The organism is Streptomyces sp. NPDC002958, assembly GCF_055563255.1.
This window is the reverse complement of record NZ_JBVHDS010000005.1, coordinates 231,169-246,799: the sequence shown is the minus strand read 5'-3', so window position 1 is coordinate 246,799 and position 15,631 is coordinate 231,169. Positions and strand designations below refer to the sequence as shown.

The 15,631-nt window shown below is 66.6% G+C and carries 18 protein-coding genes and 2 pseudogenes; 9 read left to right on the top strand and 11 right to left on the bottom strand.

Translation table 11 applies throughout. The features are described 5' to 3' along the window. Positions 1-96: 96 nt before the first annotated feature. Both ACZ3IC_RS12100 and ACZ3IC_RS12095 read right to left on the bottom strand, forming a co-directional pair. The gene (locus tag ACZ3IC_RS12100; protein WP_467415163.1) at positions 97-1,215 is read right to left on the bottom strand and encodes a lipid II:glycine glycyltransferase FemX; all 1,119 of its coding nucleotides are present in this window, start codon (positions 1,213-1,215) and stop codon (positions 97-99) included. A 229-nt stretch (positions 1,216-1,444) separates the two neighbouring features. Then, a complete protein-coding gene (locus ACZ3IC_RS12095; protein WP_467415161.1) occupies positions 1,445-1,759 on the bottom strand; it encodes a hypothetical protein in 315 nt (104 codons plus the stop codon). A gap of 279 nt (positions 1,760-2,038) precedes the next feature. Between ACZ3IC_RS12095 and rpsF the strand changes: the two genes are divergently transcribed. The 4 genes from rpsF (at position 2,039) to rplI (ending at position 3,754) form a co-directional block, all read left to right on the top strand. Then, positions 2,039-2,329 carry a 30S ribosomal protein S6 gene (gene rpsF, locus ACZ3IC_RS12090; protein ID WP_030930552.1) on the top strand — a complete coding sequence of 97 codons (291 nt, stop codon included), beginning with the start codon at positions 2,039-2,041 and terminating at the stop codon, positions 2,327-2,329. A gap of 74 nt (positions 2,330-2,403) precedes the next feature. Further along, entirely contained in the window at positions 2,404-3,009 is a 606-nt protein-coding gene (locus tag ACZ3IC_RS12085; protein ID WP_114245535.1) for a single-stranded DNA-binding protein, read from the top strand. Between the two features lie 43 nt (positions 3,010-3,052). Beyond that, entirely contained in the window at positions 3,053-3,289 is a 237-nt protein-coding gene (gene rpsR, locus ACZ3IC_RS12080) for a 30S ribosomal protein S18 (protein WP_003967857.1), read from the top strand. A gap of 18 nt (positions 3,290-3,307) precedes the next feature. Next, on the top strand, positions 3,308-3,754 hold the full coding sequence (gene rplI / locus ACZ3IC_RS12075) for a 50S ribosomal protein L9 (RefSeq protein WP_266747338.1): 447 nt from the start codon (positions 3,308-3,310) through the stop codon (positions 3,752-3,754). 92 nt (positions 3,755-3,846) lie between these two features. Here rplI and ACZ3IC_RS12070 read toward each other — a convergent pair whose 3' ends face one another. Continuing rightward, entirely contained in the window at positions 3,847-5,184 is a 1,338-nt protein-coding gene (locus tag ACZ3IC_RS12070) for an MATE family efflux transporter (protein ID WP_467415158.1), read from the bottom strand. 459 nt (positions 5,185-5,643) lie between these two features. On the opposite strand from ACZ3IC_RS12070, the gene dnaB reads away from it, so the two are divergent. Both dnaB and ACZ3IC_RS12060 read left to right on the top strand, forming a co-directional pair. Further along, positions 5,644-7,122: a replicative DNA helicase gene (dnaB, locus tag ACZ3IC_RS12065; protein WP_467415157.1), complete on the top strand. Its 1,479-nt coding sequence runs from the start codon at positions 5,644-5,646 to the stop codon at positions 7,120-7,122. A gap of 205 nt (positions 7,123-7,327) precedes the next feature. After that, entirely contained in the window at positions 7,328-7,561 is a 234-nt protein-coding gene (locus tag ACZ3IC_RS12060; RefSeq protein ID WP_467415154.1) for a hypothetical protein, read from the top strand. Positions 7,562-7,584: 23 nt separating this feature from the next. Here the strand turns inward: ACZ3IC_RS12060 and ACZ3IC_RS12055 are convergent, their stop codons facing one another. Both ACZ3IC_RS12055 and ACZ3IC_RS12050 read right to left on the bottom strand, forming a co-directional pair. Beyond that, complete coding sequence (locus ACZ3IC_RS12055) at positions 7,585-7,761, bottom strand: integrase core domain-containing protein (RefSeq protein WP_467415153.1); 177 nt, start codon at positions 7,759-7,761, stop codon at positions 7,585-7,587. Further along, complete coding sequence (locus tag ACZ3IC_RS12050; RefSeq protein WP_467415150.1) at positions 7,758-8,357, bottom strand: TetR/AcrR family transcriptional regulator; 600 nt, start codon at positions 8,355-8,357, stop codon at positions 7,758-7,760. Before ACZ3IC_RS12050 ends, ACZ3IC_RS12055 begins: the two co-directional genes overlap by 4 nt. Positions 8,358-8,478: 121 nt before the next feature. On the opposite strand from ACZ3IC_RS12050, the gene ACZ3IC_RS12045 reads away from it, so the two are divergent. Next, on the top strand, positions 8,479-9,063 hold the full coding sequence (locus ACZ3IC_RS12045; RefSeq protein ID WP_467415147.1) for a dihydrofolate reductase family protein: 585 nt from the start codon (positions 8,479-8,481) through the stop codon (positions 9,061-9,063). Positions 9,064-9,151: 88 nt separating this feature from the next. Continuing rightward, on the top strand, positions 9,152-10,534 hold the full coding sequence (locus tag ACZ3IC_RS12040; protein WP_467415146.1) for a serine hydrolase domain-containing protein: 1,383 nt from the start codon (positions 9,152-9,154) through the stop codon (positions 10,532-10,534). Between the two features lie 88 nt (positions 10,535-10,622). Here the strand turns inward: ACZ3IC_RS12040 and ACZ3IC_RS12035 are convergent. The 3 genes and pseudogenes from ACZ3IC_RS12035 to ACZ3IC_RS12025 all read right to left on the bottom strand — a co-directional run. Next, positions 10,623-10,932: pseudogene (locus tag ACZ3IC_RS12035) on the bottom strand (DNA glycosylase AlkZ-like family protein); the annotation flags it as partial. A gap of 55 nt (positions 10,933-10,987) precedes the next feature. Continuing rightward, positions 10,988-11,440 (bottom strand): GNAT family N-acetyltransferase, encoded by a 453-nt coding sequence (locus ACZ3IC_RS12030; protein WP_467415145.1) that lies wholly within the window; start codon positions 11,438-11,440, stop codon positions 10,988-10,990. An 80-nt stretch (positions 11,441-11,520) separates the two neighbouring features. Continuing rightward, positions 11,521-11,917, bottom strand: a pseudogene (locus ACZ3IC_RS12025) (MarR family winged helix-turn-helix transcriptional regulator); the annotation flags it as partial. Positions 11,918-12,034: 117 nt separating this feature from the next. On the opposite strand from ACZ3IC_RS12025, the gene ACZ3IC_RS12020 reads away from it, so the two are divergent. Then, a complete protein-coding gene (locus ACZ3IC_RS12020) occupies positions 12,035-13,213 on the top strand; it encodes a globin domain-containing protein (RefSeq protein ID WP_467415142.1) in 1,179 nt (392 codons plus the stop codon). A 107-nt stretch (positions 13,214-13,320) separates the two neighbouring features. Here the strand turns inward: ACZ3IC_RS12020 and ACZ3IC_RS12015 are convergent, their stop codons facing one another. The 3 genes from ACZ3IC_RS12015 to ACZ3IC_RS12005 all read right to left on the bottom strand — a co-directional run bounded on the left by ACZ3IC_RS12015 (position 13,321) and on the right by ACZ3IC_RS12005 (position 15,629). Continuing rightward, complete coding sequence (locus ACZ3IC_RS12015; RefSeq protein ID WP_467415140.1) at positions 13,321-13,800, bottom strand: NUDIX domain-containing protein; 480 nt, start codon at positions 13,798-13,800, stop codon at positions 13,321-13,323. A 237-nt stretch (positions 13,801-14,037) separates the two neighbouring features. Next, on the bottom strand, positions 14,038-15,168 hold the full coding sequence (locus ACZ3IC_RS12010; protein WP_467415137.1) for a cystathionine gamma-lyase: 1,131 nt from the start codon (positions 15,166-15,168) through the stop codon (positions 14,038-14,040). 83 nt (positions 15,169-15,251) lie between these two features. Then, positions 15,252-15,629 (bottom strand): phage holin family protein, encoded by a 378-nt coding sequence (locus ACZ3IC_RS12005; RefSeq protein WP_467415134.1) that lies wholly within the window; start codon positions 15,627-15,629, stop codon positions 15,252-15,254. Positions 15,630-15,631 lie beyond the last annotated feature (2 nt).

The following is a 15,631-nucleotide window of genomic DNA, read 5'->3' as shown; positions in this document are numbered from 1 at the left end:
GGAACCCTTCTGGTGGTTGCGGTGTGTGGGAGGTGTGCGGAGTCGAAGTCCCCATTGAAACGAATGGAGCCGGTTTCGTCAGCGGGACGACGCGTATCAGCGGCGCGACATGTAGATGTCGAGCGCCTTGTGCAGCAGCTTGTTGAGCGGGAAGTCCCACTCGCCGATGTACTCGACGGCTTCGCCGCCGGTACCGACCTTGAACTGGATCAGACCGAAGAGGTGGTCCGTCTCGTCGAGCGAGTCGCTGATACCGCGCAGGTCGTAGACGGTCGCGCCCATCGCGTACGAGTCGCGCAGCATGCGCCACTGCATCGCGTTCGAGGGCCGGACCTCGCGTCCGATGTTGTCGGACGCGCCGTACGAGTACCAGACGTGGCCACCGACGACGAGCATCGTCGCCGCGGACAGGTTCACGCCGTTGTGCCGCGCGAAATAGAGCCGCATGCGGTTGGGGTCCTCGGAATTGAGCACCGTCCACATGCGCTGGAAATAAGAGAGCGGGCGCGGCCGGAAGTGGTCGCGGACGGCGGTGATCTCGTACAGCCGCTGCCATTCGGCGAGGTCCTCGTAACTGCCCTGGACGACCTCGACGCCGGCCTTCTCGGCCTTCTTGATATTGCGTCGCCACAGCTGGTTGAAGCCCTTGAGGACATCTTCGAGCGACCGGTTGGCCAGCGGGACCTGGAAGACATAGCGCGGTTGTACGTCACCGAATCCGGCGCCGCCGTCCTCGCCCTGCTGCCAGCCCATCTTCCGCAGCCGGTCCGAGACTTCGAAGGCGCGCGGCTCGATGTGGGTGGCCTCGACATCGCGCAGGCGCTTCACATCGGGGTCCTGGATACCGGACTTGATGGCGGCCGCGTCCCAGCGGCGGATGACGACCGGCGGGCCCATCTTCACGGAGAAGGCGCCCTGCTGCTTGAGATGCGCCAGCATCGGCTGCAGCCAGTCGTCCAGGTTGGGGGCGTGCCAGTTGATGACCGGGCCCTCGGGAAGGTACGCGAGGTACCGCTTGATCTTGGGCAACTGGCGGTACAGCACCAGACCGGCACCGACCAACTCGCCGCTCTTGTCGAACCATCCTAGATTCTCCGAGCGCCATTCGGTCTTCACATCAGCCCATGCCGGGACCTGGCAGTGACTCGCCGCAGACAGATTCTGGATGTACGCCAGATGCTGCTCTCGGCTGATGGTCCTCAGGGTCAGGCTCATGCGGGGCGCTCCTCGGCAGGTGTGTCCCCATCGGTCAGGGGCTCCGGCTCTCGCGCCGAAGCCTACTGCGACCGGGGAGCGCGCCGTCTGGCCCTATGGGACCTTGCCGGTCCCGTCCCGCCGGGACCCGGATGGCCCGTCCTTGTACACGGGCTCGGCGCGAGGAGCCCGTACAAGGGTCCTCGCGCCGGGCCCGCGTATCCGGCTGTCCGGTTGCGTCTGTCGGAAATCAGCTCACCACGCCGCCGAAGAGGCCGCCGTGGGCCATGCCCAGGAAGAACCCGATGGCGCACGCGCCCATACCGACGATCAGCGGGAACCTCTCGCGCGTGGTCACCGAGATGTACTGCCCGTACGCAGCCGTGAGGATCCCGATGAGCCCGGCCCACGAACTGATCAGATGCAGGCTGTGGAACATCGCCGTCACGAAGGCGAGCGCACCGAGGACCAGAGTCACCGCCACCAGGGTTTGCTGGAGGGGATGGGGCTTGCCGTCCGTGGCGAGAAGAGAAACGGGAGGACGGGGTCGTGTTGCCTGTGCCATGGAGTACCTCCTGGCCGAAAGGCGGCGCATTGTGGCGCCGCTCATACCCGGTGTGTCCAGATTGCGTCTCCTGAGCACCGGATTTCAACCGGAAGCCGGTGTGCGGGTAGTCTGTAACGTCTGCACCGGTGTCTGCCCAGGCCAGCACATCAGCTTCCTCTCGACGGAGGGTGTTGTCAGTGGTGGCTGTTTTACTCGGAGACACTGTTGCTTTACGCATCACGACCCTCCTGCCACGGAACGACCGTGGCCGCTGAGTCCAAAGGAGGTGGGTTCCACATGCGTCACTACGAGGTGATGGTCATCCTCGACCCCGATCTCGAGGAGCGCGCTGTCTCCCCGCTGATCGAGAACTTCCTCTCCGTCGTCCGTGAGGGCAACGGAAAGGTTGAGAAGGTCGACACCTGGGGCCGTCGTCGTCTCGCTTACGAGATCAAGAAGAAGCCCGAGGGCATCTACTCGGTCATCGATCTGCAGGCCGAGCCTGCGATCGTCAAGGAGCTCGACCGCCAGATGAACCTGAACGAGTCGGTCCTCCGGACCAAGGTCCTCCGTCCCGAGATCCACTGAGCATCTAGCTCAGCGGTCATCGGGTTCGAGTAGCAGCAAGCAGCCAGAAGCAATCCCCGCCGAGAGGTTCACCCATGGCAGGCGAGACCGTCATCACGGTCGTCGGCAATCTCGTCGACGACCCCGAGCTGCGCTTCACCCCGTCCGGTGCGGCGGTCGCGAAGTTCCGTGTCGCGTCCACTCCCCGCATCTTCGACCGGCAGACCAATGAGTGGAAGGACGGCGAAGGCCTGTTCCTCACCTGCTCGGTCTGGCGGCAGGCGGCGGAGAACGTCGCCGAGTCGCTCCAGCGAGGCATGCGCGTAGTCGTGCAGGGCCGGCTGAAGCAGCGGTCGTACGAAGACCGCGAGGGCGTCAAGCGCACGGTCTACGAGCTGGACGTCGAGGAAGTCGGCCCCAGTCTCAAGAACGCCACGGCCAAGGTCACCAAGACCACTGGTCGCGGTGGTCAGGGCGGCCAGGGTGGATACGGCGGCGGCCAGCAGGGCGGCGGCAACTGGGGCGGCGGTCCCGGTGGCGGTGGCCAGCAGGGTGGTGGCGGCGCTCCCGCCGACGACCCGTGGGCCACGAGCGCGCCTGCCGGCGGCCAGCAGGGCGGGGGCCAGCAGGGCGGCGGAGGCGGTTGGGGCGGAAGCTCCGGCGGCTCCGGCGGCGGCTACTCGGACGAGCCTCCCTTCTAGGGCAGCTCGTACCCCCACTTCTTGATCACACAGGAGAAACACCATGGCGAAGCCGCCTGTGCGCAAGCCTAAGAAGAAGGTCTGCGCGTTCTGCAAGGACAAGACCCAGTACGTGGACTACAAGGACACGAACATGCTGCGGAAGTTCATTTCCGACCGCGGCAAGATCCGTGCCCGCCGCGTGACCGGCAACTGCACGCAGCACCAGCGTGACGTCGCCACGGCAGTCAAGAACAGCCGTGAGATGGCGCTGCTGCCCTACACGTCCACCGCGCGATAAGGGAAGGGTGACCGAATCATGAAGATCATCCTCACCCACGAGGTCTCCGGCCTCGGTGCTGCGGGCGACGTCGTCGACGTCAAGGACGGGTACGCCCGTAACTACCTGGTTCCGCGTGGCTTTGCCATCCGCTGGACCAAGGGCGGCGAGAAGGACGTGGCGCAGATCCGCCGCGCCCGCAAGATCCACGAGATCGCCACGATCGAGCAGGCCAACGAGATCAAGACCAAGCTCGAGGCCGTGAAGGTCCGTCTGGCTGTTCGCTCCGGCGACGCCGGCCGTCTCTTCGGCTCCGTGACGCCGGCCGACATCGCCTCGGCGATCAAGGCCGCCGGTGGCCCCGACGTCGACAAGCGTCGCGTCGAGCTCGGCTCGCCGATCAAGACGCTCGGCGGACACCAGGTGTCCGTGCGTCTGCACCCCGAGGTCGCTGCGCAGCTCGGCATCGAGGTCGTCGCTGCCTAAGGGCACAGCTCACCAGAGCAGATGAAGGGCCGTACCCCACGGGGTGCGGCCCTTCGCTGTTTCACGTGAAACGGGGGGCGTCGGCCGGTGGCTCAGCGGGTGGCTCCGGTGACGATCCACTTGCCCGACCGGGTGCGCAGCCAGAGCGTCACCATCCGGACGGCCATCATCAGGGCCATCGCCCACCACAACGAGGTCAGGCCGCCGCCGAACGTCGGCACCAGCAGAGCGACCGGGGCGAAGACCGTCAGAGTGACGAGCATGGCCCAGGCCAGATATCGCCCGTCTCCGGCACCCATCAGCACGCCGTCCAGGACGAAGACCACGCCGGCGATCGGCTGGGACAGCGCCACCACCAGCAGCGCCGGGAACAGAGTGTCCTGAACGGACGCGTCGCCGGTGAACAAGGGAAGGAACAGCGGACGGGCGAGGACGATCAGTGCCCCGAACACCACCCCGGAAGCGATGCCCCACTGCACCATGCGGCGGCATGCCTCGCGTGCCCCTTTGGCGTCATCGGCTCCCAGGTAGCGGCCGATGATGGCCTGCCCTGCAATGGCGATGGCGTCGAGTGCGAAGGCCATCAGGCTCCAGAGCGAGAGGATGATCTGGTGCGCGGCAATCTCGGTGTCGCCGAGACGGGCGGCGACGGCTGTGGCGATCAGCAGGACGGCGCGGAGTGACAGCGTACGGACCAGTAGCGGAACGCCCGCCTGGGCGCTGGTCCTGATGCCTTTGGCATCGGGACGCAGCGAGGCGCCGTGCCGACGCGCTCCCCGGACCACCACGATCAGATAGGCGGCGGCCATGGAGACCTGCGCGATCACGGTGCCCCACGCCGATCCGGCGATGCCGAGTCCGGCACCGTAGACGAGCCCCGCATTGAGGGCCCCGTTGGCCGCGAAGCCTCCGAGGGCGACATAGAGCGGGGTTCTGGTGTCCTGCAGTCCGCGGAGTACGCCGGTCGCGGCCATCACCACGAGCATGGCCGGGATGCCGAGGCTGGAGATCCTCAGATACGTGATGGCGTAGGGGGCTGCGGTGTCGGAGGCGCCGAAGACGTCCACGAGCCAGGGGGCGGTGGGGAGCGTGATGGCGATGACGAAGATGCCGAGCAGGAGGGCCAGCCAGATGCCATCCATGCCCTGCCGGATCGCGGAGGTCAGATCGCCGGCTCCGACCCGCCGAGCCACTGCTGCGGTGGTGGCGTACGCGAGAAATACGAAGATGCTGACGGCGGTGGTCAGTAGGGCTGCGGCAACGGCCAGACCGGCCAGCTGCGGTGTGCCGAGATGGCCGACGATGGCACTGTCGACCATCACGAAGAGCGGCTCGGCGACGAGTGCGCCGAAGGCAGGGACGGCGAGCGAGATGATCTCGCGGTCGTGCCGTCGACGACTGGGCGGCGGGGTTGCGGGGGCCTGGATCACGGGGGCCAATCTAATCTTCCACAGGTAATGGATGCAATGCCTATTCAGTCCTTACATTTCCTGGGGCTCGGCGTTCTCCTGTGCGCTGTTTTTCGTGATCTTGTGCCGACTCGGAAAGTTTTTCTCCCCCACAGCCCGTGGATGGAGAAAGCCCAGGTCAGGGCGCTGATGGTATGGGTGCTATGAGTTTGTCCACAGCGCTGTCCCCTGCTCCGTGCACAGGTTCTGCAGAGTTCTCCACAGCATCTGGTCCGTCGTCCACATGCCCTGTGGATAACCAGATTGGCTGACGGTGCTGAGCGGCCTAACGTGGTCCGGCGCCCGCACTCCGTTCCGGCCCTGGAACCCCGCAGAACTCGACGCGTCGGATCCGGAGTCGGGCGGCTTGTTTGTCGGTGCTGTGCCGTAAGAAAGAGTGGCACGGCGAGGTCCGCGGAGCGGACGGGAGGAGGTGGCCCGGTGAGCATTCCTGAGCCTTTGGACGACCCCTGGGCCGACACCGGTCCCAGTGACCGTCTGCCCGTTTCCCGCCCTCGCCGCGGCGAAGGCCGGGACCGTGGTGAGCAGCACGAACGCGGCAGGGAGAGCGGTGGATGGGAGGGCGGTTCCCCCGGTTTCGAGCGGGTGCCGCCTCAGGACCTCGATGCCGAGCAATCGGTCCTCGGTGGCATGCTCCTTTCCAAGGACGCCATCGCCGACGTCGTGGAGATCATCAAGGGGCACGACTTCTACCGCCCCGCCCACGAGACCGTCTACCAGGCGATCCTCGACCTCTATGCCAAGGGCGAGCCGGCAGACCCGATCACGGTGGCGGCCGAACTGGTCAAGCGCGGTGAGATCACCAAGGTGGGCGGAGCTCCGTATCTGCACACCCTCGTCCAATCCGTGCCGACCGCGGCCAATGCTTCGTACTACGCGGAGATCGTTCACGAACGGGCGGTTCTGAGACGGCTCGTCGAAGCCGGTACGAAGATCACGCAGATGGGATACGCGGCCGACGGCGATGTCGACGACATCGTGAACTCCGCGCAGGCAGAGATCTACGCCGTCACCGAGCAGCGCACCAGCGAGGACTACCTGCCGCTCGGCGACATCATGGAGGGTGCTCTCGACGAGATCGAGGCGATCGGTTCGCGCAGCGGCGAGATGACCGGGGTGCCGACCGGCTTCACCGACCTCGATGCCCTGACGAACGGCCTGCACCCGGGCCAGATGGTCGTCATCGCGGCCCGTCCGGCCATGGGTAAGTCCACGCTGGCGCTGGACTTCGCGCGGGCCTGTTCGATCAAGAGCAACCTGCCCAGCGTGATCTTCTCCCTGGAAATGGGGCGTAACGAGATCGCGATGCGACTGCTCTCGGCCGAGGCACGGGTGGCGCTGCACCACATGCGTTCCGGCACCATGACCGACGAGGACTGGACACGACTGGCCCGCCGGATGCCGGATGTCTCGGCCGCCCCGCTCTATATCGACGACTCCCCGAACCTCTCCATGATGGAGATCCGGGCGAAGTGCCGCCGGCTCAAGCAGCGCAATGACCTCAAGCTCGTGGTCATCGACTATCTGCAGCTGATGCAGTCCGGCGGCTCGAAGCGTGCCGAGAGCCGCCAGCAGGAGGTCTCGGACATGTCCCGAAACCTCAAGCTGCTGGCGAAGGAACTGCAGCTCCCGGTCATCGCGCTCTCTCAGCTGAACCGAGGCCCCGAACAGCGCACGGACAAGAAGCCGATGGTTTCCGACCTGCGTGAATCCGGCTCCATCGAGCAGGACGCCGACATGGTGATCCTGCTCCACCGCGAGGACGCGTACGAGAAGGAGTCCCCCCGCGCCGGCGAGGCCGACCTGATCGTGGCCAAGCACCGTAACGGCCCGACAGCGACGATCACCGTGGCCTTCCAGGGCCACTACTCACGCTTCGTGGACATGGCACAGACCTGAGCACGCGGTTTGTAGGGTCTCAAATTTCGTGGCCGAATCTCACGAACGATGGCCAAGCGAGAACCGAACGGCCGCGAATCTGAGACCTCCTGGTCGGAGCGGTCACCCGTTTGGGTGGTCTGATCGCGAGTCGGACCGTCCATGGGCAATGGGCAATCCCTCGGCAACGTGGCTCTCGTACGAGCGCTCGGGCTGGGAGTGCACCATGGACGGTCGCGCGTCACTGTCAGCGTTCGTTGCCGCGGCGGCTGAAGTCGCCGAAGACAAAGAGCGGTTGGGTGCTTCTGTCGATCTGCTGGGTTCGGCTGCTCCGTGGCGGACCTTTCGCTGGTACAGGGGCCAGAAGCACTATTCCGGAACGTACTGGTCGACGACGGTCCGGGACCATGTGATCTACGAGTCGCGTATGGAGCTCGCGTGGCTGCTCTTCGCAGATTGAACCGCCCCGGGTTCGTAGAGATCTCAGACGGTGGTTGTGACGTGGGGTTTTGTGGTTGCTTGGTAGTGGCTGGCTTCGTATTCGGCGGGTGGGACGTGGCCGATCTCACCGTGGAGTCGGCTGTGGTTGTACCAGTCGACCCACTCGGCGGTGGCCAGCCCGACCTGGGAGAGGGTCTTCGACGGCCTCCGGCGGTTCACGACGGCGGAACAACGCGCATGACCACCGTCTCCACCAGGCGGTTCAAGGTGGTCTCGGCCCGGAGGTCGCCCTCAGGGCCGGTGAGTACGGCGGGCAGGGTGAAGTGCTCCAGCAGCAGGCCCGTCATGGCCAGGTAGAGCACCAGGAAGGCGTCCCTGTCGCCCGGCAGGCCCGCCTCTTGGTGGAACCGGGCGCTCTCGTCGAAGTTGACGCGGACGGTTTGTGTCAGCCGGTTGCGGAGAGCCGGTCGGCGGGTGGCCTCCAGCCGGAGTTCCAGCATGGCGAGGTAGCCGGTGCGGTCGTCATCCATGCGCTGTACCAGCCATCGCATCAGGTCGGTGACCAGTTCACGCGACGGTGTCGGGCGCATGGCTTCCTCGACCTTGGCCGGGTCCGGTGTCATCCGGACGGTGATACGGGCGGCCGCCTGCATGAACAGGTCGTCGCGGTTGGCGAAGTAGTTGGACGATGTGCCCACCGGGACGTCGGCGCGTGCATCGACGGCGCGGAATGTGAGCCCCCGCGCCCCCTCGTCCGCCAGTACTTCGATGGCGGCATCGACGAGCGCTGTTCTGCGCTCCGGGTTCTTGGCCATGTGTATGTCCTCCGTCGTCTTCCTCTGCCCTTTCGCGGAAAGGGTTGCGCAACCACTACACATGAAGCACTCTAGTTGAAGTGGTTGCGGCCTGGATACGCCGCAGCGGAACGGGGATCCTGTGCGAAAGCTGACTTACTTCGTCGCCTGCTCCATCGACGGTTTCATCGGAGACCCGAGCGGTGATGCATCGTCCATGTACCAGTTCGTGAGCGAGGAGTTTCTTGAGTTTCTGAAGACGCAGTACCCGGAGACGATTTCGACCGAGAGCCGCAAGTTGCTCGGCTTTCACGACATCGACAACCAGCGTTTCGACACGGTGATCCAGGGACGTGCCAGCTACCAACTGGCGTTGGACGTCAACATCGCCAGTCCGTATGCCCAGCTGCGCGAGCTCGTGGCTTCGCGGACCCTCAAGGAGTCACCCGACCCGAACGTCGAGCTCGTCTCCGACGACGTGGTCGCCAGGGTCCGGGAACTCAAGGCGGAGGACAGTGGGCTCGGGATCTGGCTCTGCGGTGGCTCCCAGCTCGCCGGAGAGCTGCTCGATGAGATCGACGAGCTGGTGATCAAGACGTATCCGCTGGTCTACGGCTCGGGGATGCCGATGTTCGGTTCGGATTTCGCGGCCACCGCGTTCGCGCTGGACTCGATTCGTGTCTTTGACAACGGCGCCCTGGTCAGGACCTACAGTCGCACCCGCTGACCGGGCGGCCGGTGGCGGTGGTGCGGTGTGGTCCAGGTGCTGTGAAATGTGTTCGCCACAGCTTGGGTTCTGGCGGTAGTTGTTGAGCATGACCTCCCCATCTGAACAGTTGCTTCCCGATACGCAGCGCGCTCTGCTGTACCGCATTGCCACCGCACAGTCGGAAGGCCGCGCACCCTCGCTCGTCGCCGCAGTACAGAGGCAGGGGCAGACCGTCTGGAGCGGCTCCCGTAGCTGCGTGGACGGCCACGCCCCCGACGCCGACACTCAGTTCAGGATCGGCTCAATCACCAAAACCTTTACGGCAGTGCTGGTCCTGCGGCTGCGCGACGAGGGACTTCTGGATCTGGGCGATCCGCTGGAGAAGTATCTGCCCGGCTCGGGCGTCGGCGGAGTCACTGTCCATCAACTCCTGGGACACAGCGCAGGACTGGGTGCCGAGTCGCCCGCACCCTGGTGGGAGAGGACGCCGGGCACACTGCGTCCCGAGCTCGCCGACGTACTTGGCGAGCAGACGCGGATGCACACTCCAGGCCGCCGTCACCACTACTCGAACCCTGGCTACACACTGCTGGGTGCGCTGGTCGAGAAGGTGCGCGGGGCGCAATGGGCGGAGGTGCTTCAACGCGAGATCCTGGAACCGCTGGGCATGCACCGCACGAGTCCGCAGCCGCTGTCACCGCACGCAGGTGGCTGGGCCGTGCATCCCTGGGCCGATGTCATGCTGCCCGAACCGACCGAGGATCTCGGACTGATGGCCCCGGCCGGTCAGCTCTGGTCCACCACCGGTGACCTCCTCCGCTTCGCGGCCTTTCTGGCCGACGGGGATGACCGGGTGCTCTGTGCCGCCTCCGTGGAGCAGATGCGTGAACCGTCCGCGCCGACCGAGTCCGGTGACTGGGAGTCCAATTACGGTCTGGGCATCCAGCTGGTACGGAGGGACGGCCGCACGCTCCTCGGGCACACAGGCTCGCTGCCCGGCTTCCTGGCCGCCCTGTGGATCAGCGTCGAGGACGATGTGGCGGCGGTCGTCCTCACCAACACCACGTCGGGCCCGACGGTCGGTGGTGTCGCCGCCGACCTTGTGGAGATCGTGGCCGAGGCCGAGCCCCGCATTCCGGAGCCCTGGCGCCCACTGCCCGAGTCGGATGCGGAACTTCTCGCGCTGACCGGTCCCTGGTACTGGGGCACGCACACGAACATCCTGCGACTGACCTCGGACGGCGGGCTGGAGCTTCAGCCCCTGCGAGGCAATGGCCGCGGTGCCCGTTTCACCGCACAGCCTGACGGCACCTGGATCGGTCTCAACGGCTATTACGCGGGGGAGACGCTGCGTATCGTCCGGAACGGCGACGGCAGTGTGAACCATCTTGATCTGGGTTCGTTCGTCTTCACACGGGAGCCGTACGACCCCACGGCGGCCGTTCCCGGCGGCGTGGACGAGGGCGGGTGGCGGGGTCTCGAAGCCTGAGCACCACGTTTCACGTGAAACGGGAGAAGGCAGCCGAATCAGGCAGTCAACTCCTGTTCCAGAGGGGTTCGCAACTGCTGGTCCAGTACCTTTCGGTGCCGATGAGCCAGTGCTCGTCCAGTCCATTGCCGTTGTCCGCCAAGTGCTTGAGGAAGGTACGGCGTTCCTTGGCGGCCACGGCCCGGGCGTTCGACGCGTCGACAGGGGCGAGTTCCTCCGATACGACGAAGAGGGGCTTGCGCATGGAGAGCTGCCGAACCAGAGGCGTCTTCGTAGAGAGCCCGTTCCACCGCGGCGACGCTTGCCTCGGACATCCGGGCACCCGCGGAAAGGAAGACGGTGGCGGCGTCGGTGGCGTGCAGAGCGACGACCGCGCCTGCGGCGAACACCGGGGACACAGTCCGTGGACGGGCCTGATGCGGTACACAGGCGGCCTCGGATTCCGGACTGCGATCAGAGGGTGAGCTTGAAGCCCACGTGGCTGGCGGTGAAACCGAGCCGCTCGTAGAAACGATGAGCATCGGTCCGGGTTGCATCGGACGTCAACTGGACCAACTGGCAGTCCTGGCGCCGGGATTCGTCCACGGCCCATTCGATCAGTTGGGTGCCGAGGCCGCTGCCACGCTCGTCGGTATGGATGCGGACGCCTTCGATGACCGAGCGGGTCGAGCCGCGACGGGAGAGTCCGGGGATCACCGTCAGCTGCAGGGTTCCGACGACGCGGCCCTCGCGCACGGCGACGACCAGATGCTGGTGCGGATCGTCCGCCAGCCGCCGGAATGCGGCTTCGTACGGGGTGAGGTCGTCCGGTGACTCGCGCTGTGCACCCAGCGGATCGTCGGCGAGCATGGCCACGATCGCGGGGATGTCGGCCAGGGCCGCGGGACGTATTTCCAGATCGCTCATGATCAGCAGACTACGCAGATCATCCGGGCAGCGTGGGGTTCACCCGGCCTGCGCGGGACCGGCAGCGGCTGCGCGACGGCTCACGCGACCTGTACGGGGGCCTTCAGCTCTTCGACCGCCCTGACGAGCGGGGCCAGCTCGGTTCTTGGTGGCTTCGTCGAGTGCGGCGCGCAGCGCGGTGTCATTGGTCGGCCGGGCCCCGGCGAGCAGGGCAAGGCCCGGCCTCGGTGACATCGGTGTAGATGCCGCGGCGATCGGTGTCGCAGAGGTATCGGGGCAGCAGTCCGCGGCCCTCGAGGCGGGTGACCAGGCGGGTGGTGGCGCTCTGGCTGAGCACGACGGCGTCCGTGACCTGCTGCTTTATCTGGAGATGGCCACCAGACCGCTGTGCTGTCGGCTCAGGACTTCGAGCAGGGAGTACTTTCGCATGCTGAGCCCGTGCCCGCTCCGCAGCGCCCGCTCGGCATGCGCCTCGATCGGTTCGCGTTCCCGGACCCCGCTATTTGTTCGGTCTGTGTTCGTGGCAGGGCATCCTGGGGCCGCGGGCCGTGTGGGTGCGTAAGGCGATCAGAAGACGTTCGAGGCGAGGCACAGATGGATGCTCCGGCGAGCAGGTGGACCGAAGACAGAACGGACAGATCTCCTGACGCGACCCTGATCCACCGCACCCTGGCCGAGATCTCGCCCGTCGCGGATCAAGCCACCTCGTACTTCTACGCCCTGCTCTTTGTCCGGCACCCCGATCTGCGTGCCCTGTTCCCGGTCGCGATGGATGTCCAGCGCGACCGTCTCCTCCGCGCAATCCTCACCGCGGCCGATCGGCTGGACGACCCCCGTGCGCTGGCCGAGTACCTCGGTGAACTGGGTCGGGGACACCGCAAGTACGGCACACTGCCCGCGCACTATCCCGCGGTGGGCGAGGCGCTCCTCGGTGCGCTCAGTCGCTACGCGACCGCCACCTGGGAGGCGGAGACCGAAGCGGCGTGGGTCCGTGCCTACACCGCGATATCGCAGATCATGATCGACGCGGCAGCCGAGGACGAGTCGCGGGCCCCTGCCCAGTGGCACGCGGAGGTCGTTTCCCACGACCTCAGAACCCGCGACATAGCGGTCCTCACGGTCCGTCCGGACCAGGCCTACCCCTTTCTCGCAGGCCAGTACGCGGCGATGGAGACCCCGTGGTGGCCCCGGAACTGGCGGCACTACTCCTTCGCCTCGGCACCTCGCCCCGACGGTCTGCTCACCTTCCATATCAAGGCGGTCCCGGCCGGCTGGGTCTCCAACGCCCTGGTGCACCGGGCCCGGCCCGGCGACATCCTGCGCCTCGGCCCGCCCACGGGCTCGATGACGGTCGACCACTTCACCCACAGCGGTCTGCTCTGTCTGGGCGGCGGCACGGGCATCGCGCCCATCAAGGCGCTCGTCGAGGACGTTGCAGAGCATGGAGACCGGCGTCCTGTGGAGGTTTTCTACGGTGCACGCAGTGATCAAGACCTGTACGACATCGACACGATGATGCGGCTCCAGAAGACCTATCCCTGGCTCGCGGTGCGGCCCGTGGTCTCCACCGGCCCGGCAACGGGGGGCGGGCTGAAGGGGCTGCTGCCCGAGGCCGTGCGCCGGTTCGGCCCGTGGCACGGGTACGACGCCTATCTCTCGGGCCCGCCCGGCATGATCCGCAGCAGTGTGGATGTGCTCAGGGGCGTTGGCATGCCGACCGAGCGCATCCGGCACGACTGGTTCGAGGAACTGGCGACCGCCGGCCCCGACTGACCGGTCCACGCAGCGGCAGTCCGGGGTGCTGACCGGGGAAGCGGCAGTCGCCGGCGCCGAACCGGGAACGGCGCGGCCGCAGTCCTCACCCCAGAAGCGGCGACCGGTCAGCCCAGGTCGGGCGCGTGCATCGCCCGCACACCCTCGATGTTTCCGTCCAGGTAATGCCGCAGCGACAGCGGAACGAGATGAACGGCTGCGATCCCCATCCGGCTGAACGGCACCCGTACGATGTCGTACCCCCCGCAAGGATCGTCGATCTCGGGACCGTGGCGTCGGGAGAGGTCCATGGACTCCAGCCGGCAGACGAAGAAGTGCTGGACTTTGACGCCCTTCACTCCGCCGCCCTCGATATGCTCCACGGTGTCGACGAAGCAGGGAACCACATCGGTGATCTTGGCGCCCAGCTCCTCGTCCACCTCGCGGTGCAGGGCATCGACGACAGTTGCGTCCTCGGGCTCGACGCCGCCTCCGGGCGTGAGCCAGTACGGATCCACCCCGGGCTTGGTGCGCTTGATGAGGATGAGGTCGTTGCCGTCGAGGAGGATGGCGCGTGCGGTGCGCTTGACCACAGGACGTTCGGTCATGGCAAGAGAGTGGCCCACGGAACCGGTTCTGAAACACTTGACCCGCGCCGGACCGTCCTGCGCTCACCACTCGGCGGCGGCGCGCAGCAGCCACTCGTGCGCCCGTGCGATGTGCGCCAGCGCGAGCGTTCCGGCCCGCACAGTCACCGCCGGCCTTCTCGAAGGCGTCACGCAGCTCACCCACCCCGGTAGGAGCTAGGAGGGGGAGGCTCGGACCAATCCGCACCACCGGTCGGTTCAGCTATCGCCCAGCGCCGCGTCCAGCGCCCGTTCCACGTCGGCCACCAGGTCGTCCGGGTTTTCGGCGCCGGCCGAGAAGCGGATGAAGCCCTCCGGTACGGCGTCACCGCCCCAGCGTGCACGCCGCTCGGCGGTGGAGCGCACGCCGCCGAAGCTGGTCGCGTCGTCGACCAGCCGCAGCTCGGTCAGAAAGCGCTCGGCCCGCTCACGGTCGGGCAGGACGAACGACACCACGGAGCCGAAGCGCCGCATCTGACGCACGGCGTTCGGATACGAAGGGTCGGTGGGCAGGCCGGGGTACCGCAGCCCGGTCACCTCCTGGCGCTTGCCCAGTGCCTCGGCCAGGGTCAGAGCGGTGGCGCACTGCCGGTCGATCCGCAGCTCCAGCGTGGCCAGCGAACGGTGTGCGAGCCAGGCCTCCATCGGTCCCGGAATCGCGCCGACGACCTTCCGCCACCGCCGTACACCCGCCGCAAGCTCCGGGTCACGGCAGGTCACATGGCCGAGCAGGATGTCTCCGTGCCCGGTCAGGCCCTTGGTGCCACTGGCCACCGAGAAGTCGGCACCCAGCTCCAGCGGACGCTGGCCGAGCGGTGTGGCGAGGGTGTTGTCGACGGCCACCAGAGTGCCGGACGTGTGTGCGGCCTCGACCAGCCGGCGTACGTCGCAGACATCGAGCCCCGGATTGGACGGGGTCTCGATCCACAGCAGCTTGGCGCCTTCGAGGACCGCCAGCTGGGCATCGCCACCGGTCGGTGCGGTCCGCACCTCGACGCCGTACGCCTCCAGTTGCTCACGCACCAGCCGCAGCGCCTGATATCCGTCGTCGGGCAGCACGATCACATCGCCGGTGCGCGCCTGAGAGAGCAGCACGGCCGAGATCGCCGCCATTCCGGAGGCGAAGACGGTGGTCTCGACCGTCTCCCCCGGCGCCTCCAGCTCGCCGATGGCGCGCTCCAGATGGGTCCAGGTCGGATTGGTGTCCCGGCCGTAGGTGTACGGACCGGTCGGTTCACCGGAGAGATGGAAGTGCGCGGCGAAGACCGGCCCGGGCAGGGTGGGCTCGTACTGTTCCGGTTCGGGCAGCCCGGCCCGGACCGCCCTGGTTCCGTCACCCATGGTGCTCATACGGCTTCCTCACTTCTCTCCCCCGATACTTCTCTCCCCGAGGTGCCATCGGTCCGACCTGCACTGTTTCAGCAGGCGTCGGTTCAGTCCTCGTCGGGCAGGACTACGTTCAGTGCCCACGACACGATCGAGATGATCAGACCGCCGAGTACGGCGGTCCAGAAGCCGTCGACATGGAAGCTCAGGTCGAGCTTGTCGGCCAGCCAGGAGGTCAGCAGCAGCATGAGCGCGTTGACCACCAGGGTGATCAGCCCAAGCGTGAGGATGAAAAGCGGCAGGGTGAGCAGCTTCACGATCGGCTTGACCGCAAAGTTCACCAGGCCGAAGAGCAGGGCGACCAGGATCAGCGTGAGTACCTTGCGGCCGGTGCTGCCGCCGGTCAGCGTGATGTCCTGGAGCAGCCAGATGGCCACGGCCAGCGCACCTGAGTTGGCGATCGTCTTGACTACGAAATTCTTCATGT

Coding starts and splice junctions, on each gene's coding strand:
- ACZ3IC_RS12100 (WP_467415163.1), bottom strand. CDS start 1,215: ATGAGCCTGACCCTGAGGACCATCAGCCGAGAGCAGCATCTGGCGTAC.
- ACZ3IC_RS12095 (WP_467415161.1), bottom strand. CDS start 1,759: ATGGCACAGGCAACACGACCCCGTCCTCCCGTTTCTCTTCTCGCCACG.
- rpsF (WP_030930552.1), top strand. CDS start 2,039: ATGCGTCACTACGAGGTGATGGTCATCCTCGACCCCGATCTCGAGGAG.
- ACZ3IC_RS12085 (WP_114245535.1), top strand. CDS start 2,404: ATGGCAGGCGAGACCGTCATCACGGTCGTCGGCAATCTCGTCGACGAC.
- rpsR (WP_003967857.1), top strand. CDS start 3,053: ATGGCGAAGCCGCCTGTGCGCAAGCCTAAGAAGAAGGTCTGCGCGTTC.
- rplI (WP_266747338.1), top strand. CDS start 3,308: ATGAAGATCATCCTCACCCACGAGGTCTCCGGCCTCGGTGCTGCGGGC.
- ACZ3IC_RS12060 (WP_467415154.1), top strand. CDS start 7,328: ATGGACGGTCGCGCGTCACTGTCAGCGTTCGTTGCCGCGGCGGCTGAA.
- ACZ3IC_RS12050 (WP_467415150.1), bottom strand. CDS start 8,357: ATGGCCAAGAACCCGGAGCGCAGAACAGCGCTCGTCGATGCCGCCATC.
- ACZ3IC_RS12040 (WP_467415146.1), top strand. CDS start 9,152: ATGACCTCCCCATCTGAACAGTTGCTTCCCGATACGCAGCGCGCTCTG.
- ACZ3IC_RS12030 (WP_467415145.1), bottom strand. CDS start 11,440: ATGAGCGATCTGGAAATACGTCCCGCGGCCCTGGCCGACATCCCCGCG.
- ACZ3IC_RS12020 (WP_467415142.1), top strand. CDS start 12,035: ATGGATGCTCCGGCGAGCAGGTGGACCGAAGACAGAACGGACAGATCT.
- ACZ3IC_RS12015 (WP_467415140.1), bottom strand. CDS start 13,800: ATGACCGAACGTCCTGTGGTCAAGCGCACCGCACGCGCCATCCTCCTC.
- ACZ3IC_RS12010 (WP_467415137.1), bottom strand. CDS start 15,168: ATGAGCACCATGGGTGACGGAACCAGGGCGGTCCGGGCCGGGCTGCCC.
- ACZ3IC_RS12005 (WP_467415134.1), bottom strand. CDS start 15,629: ATGAAGAATTTCGTAGTCAAGACGATCGCCAACTCAGGTGCGCTGGCC.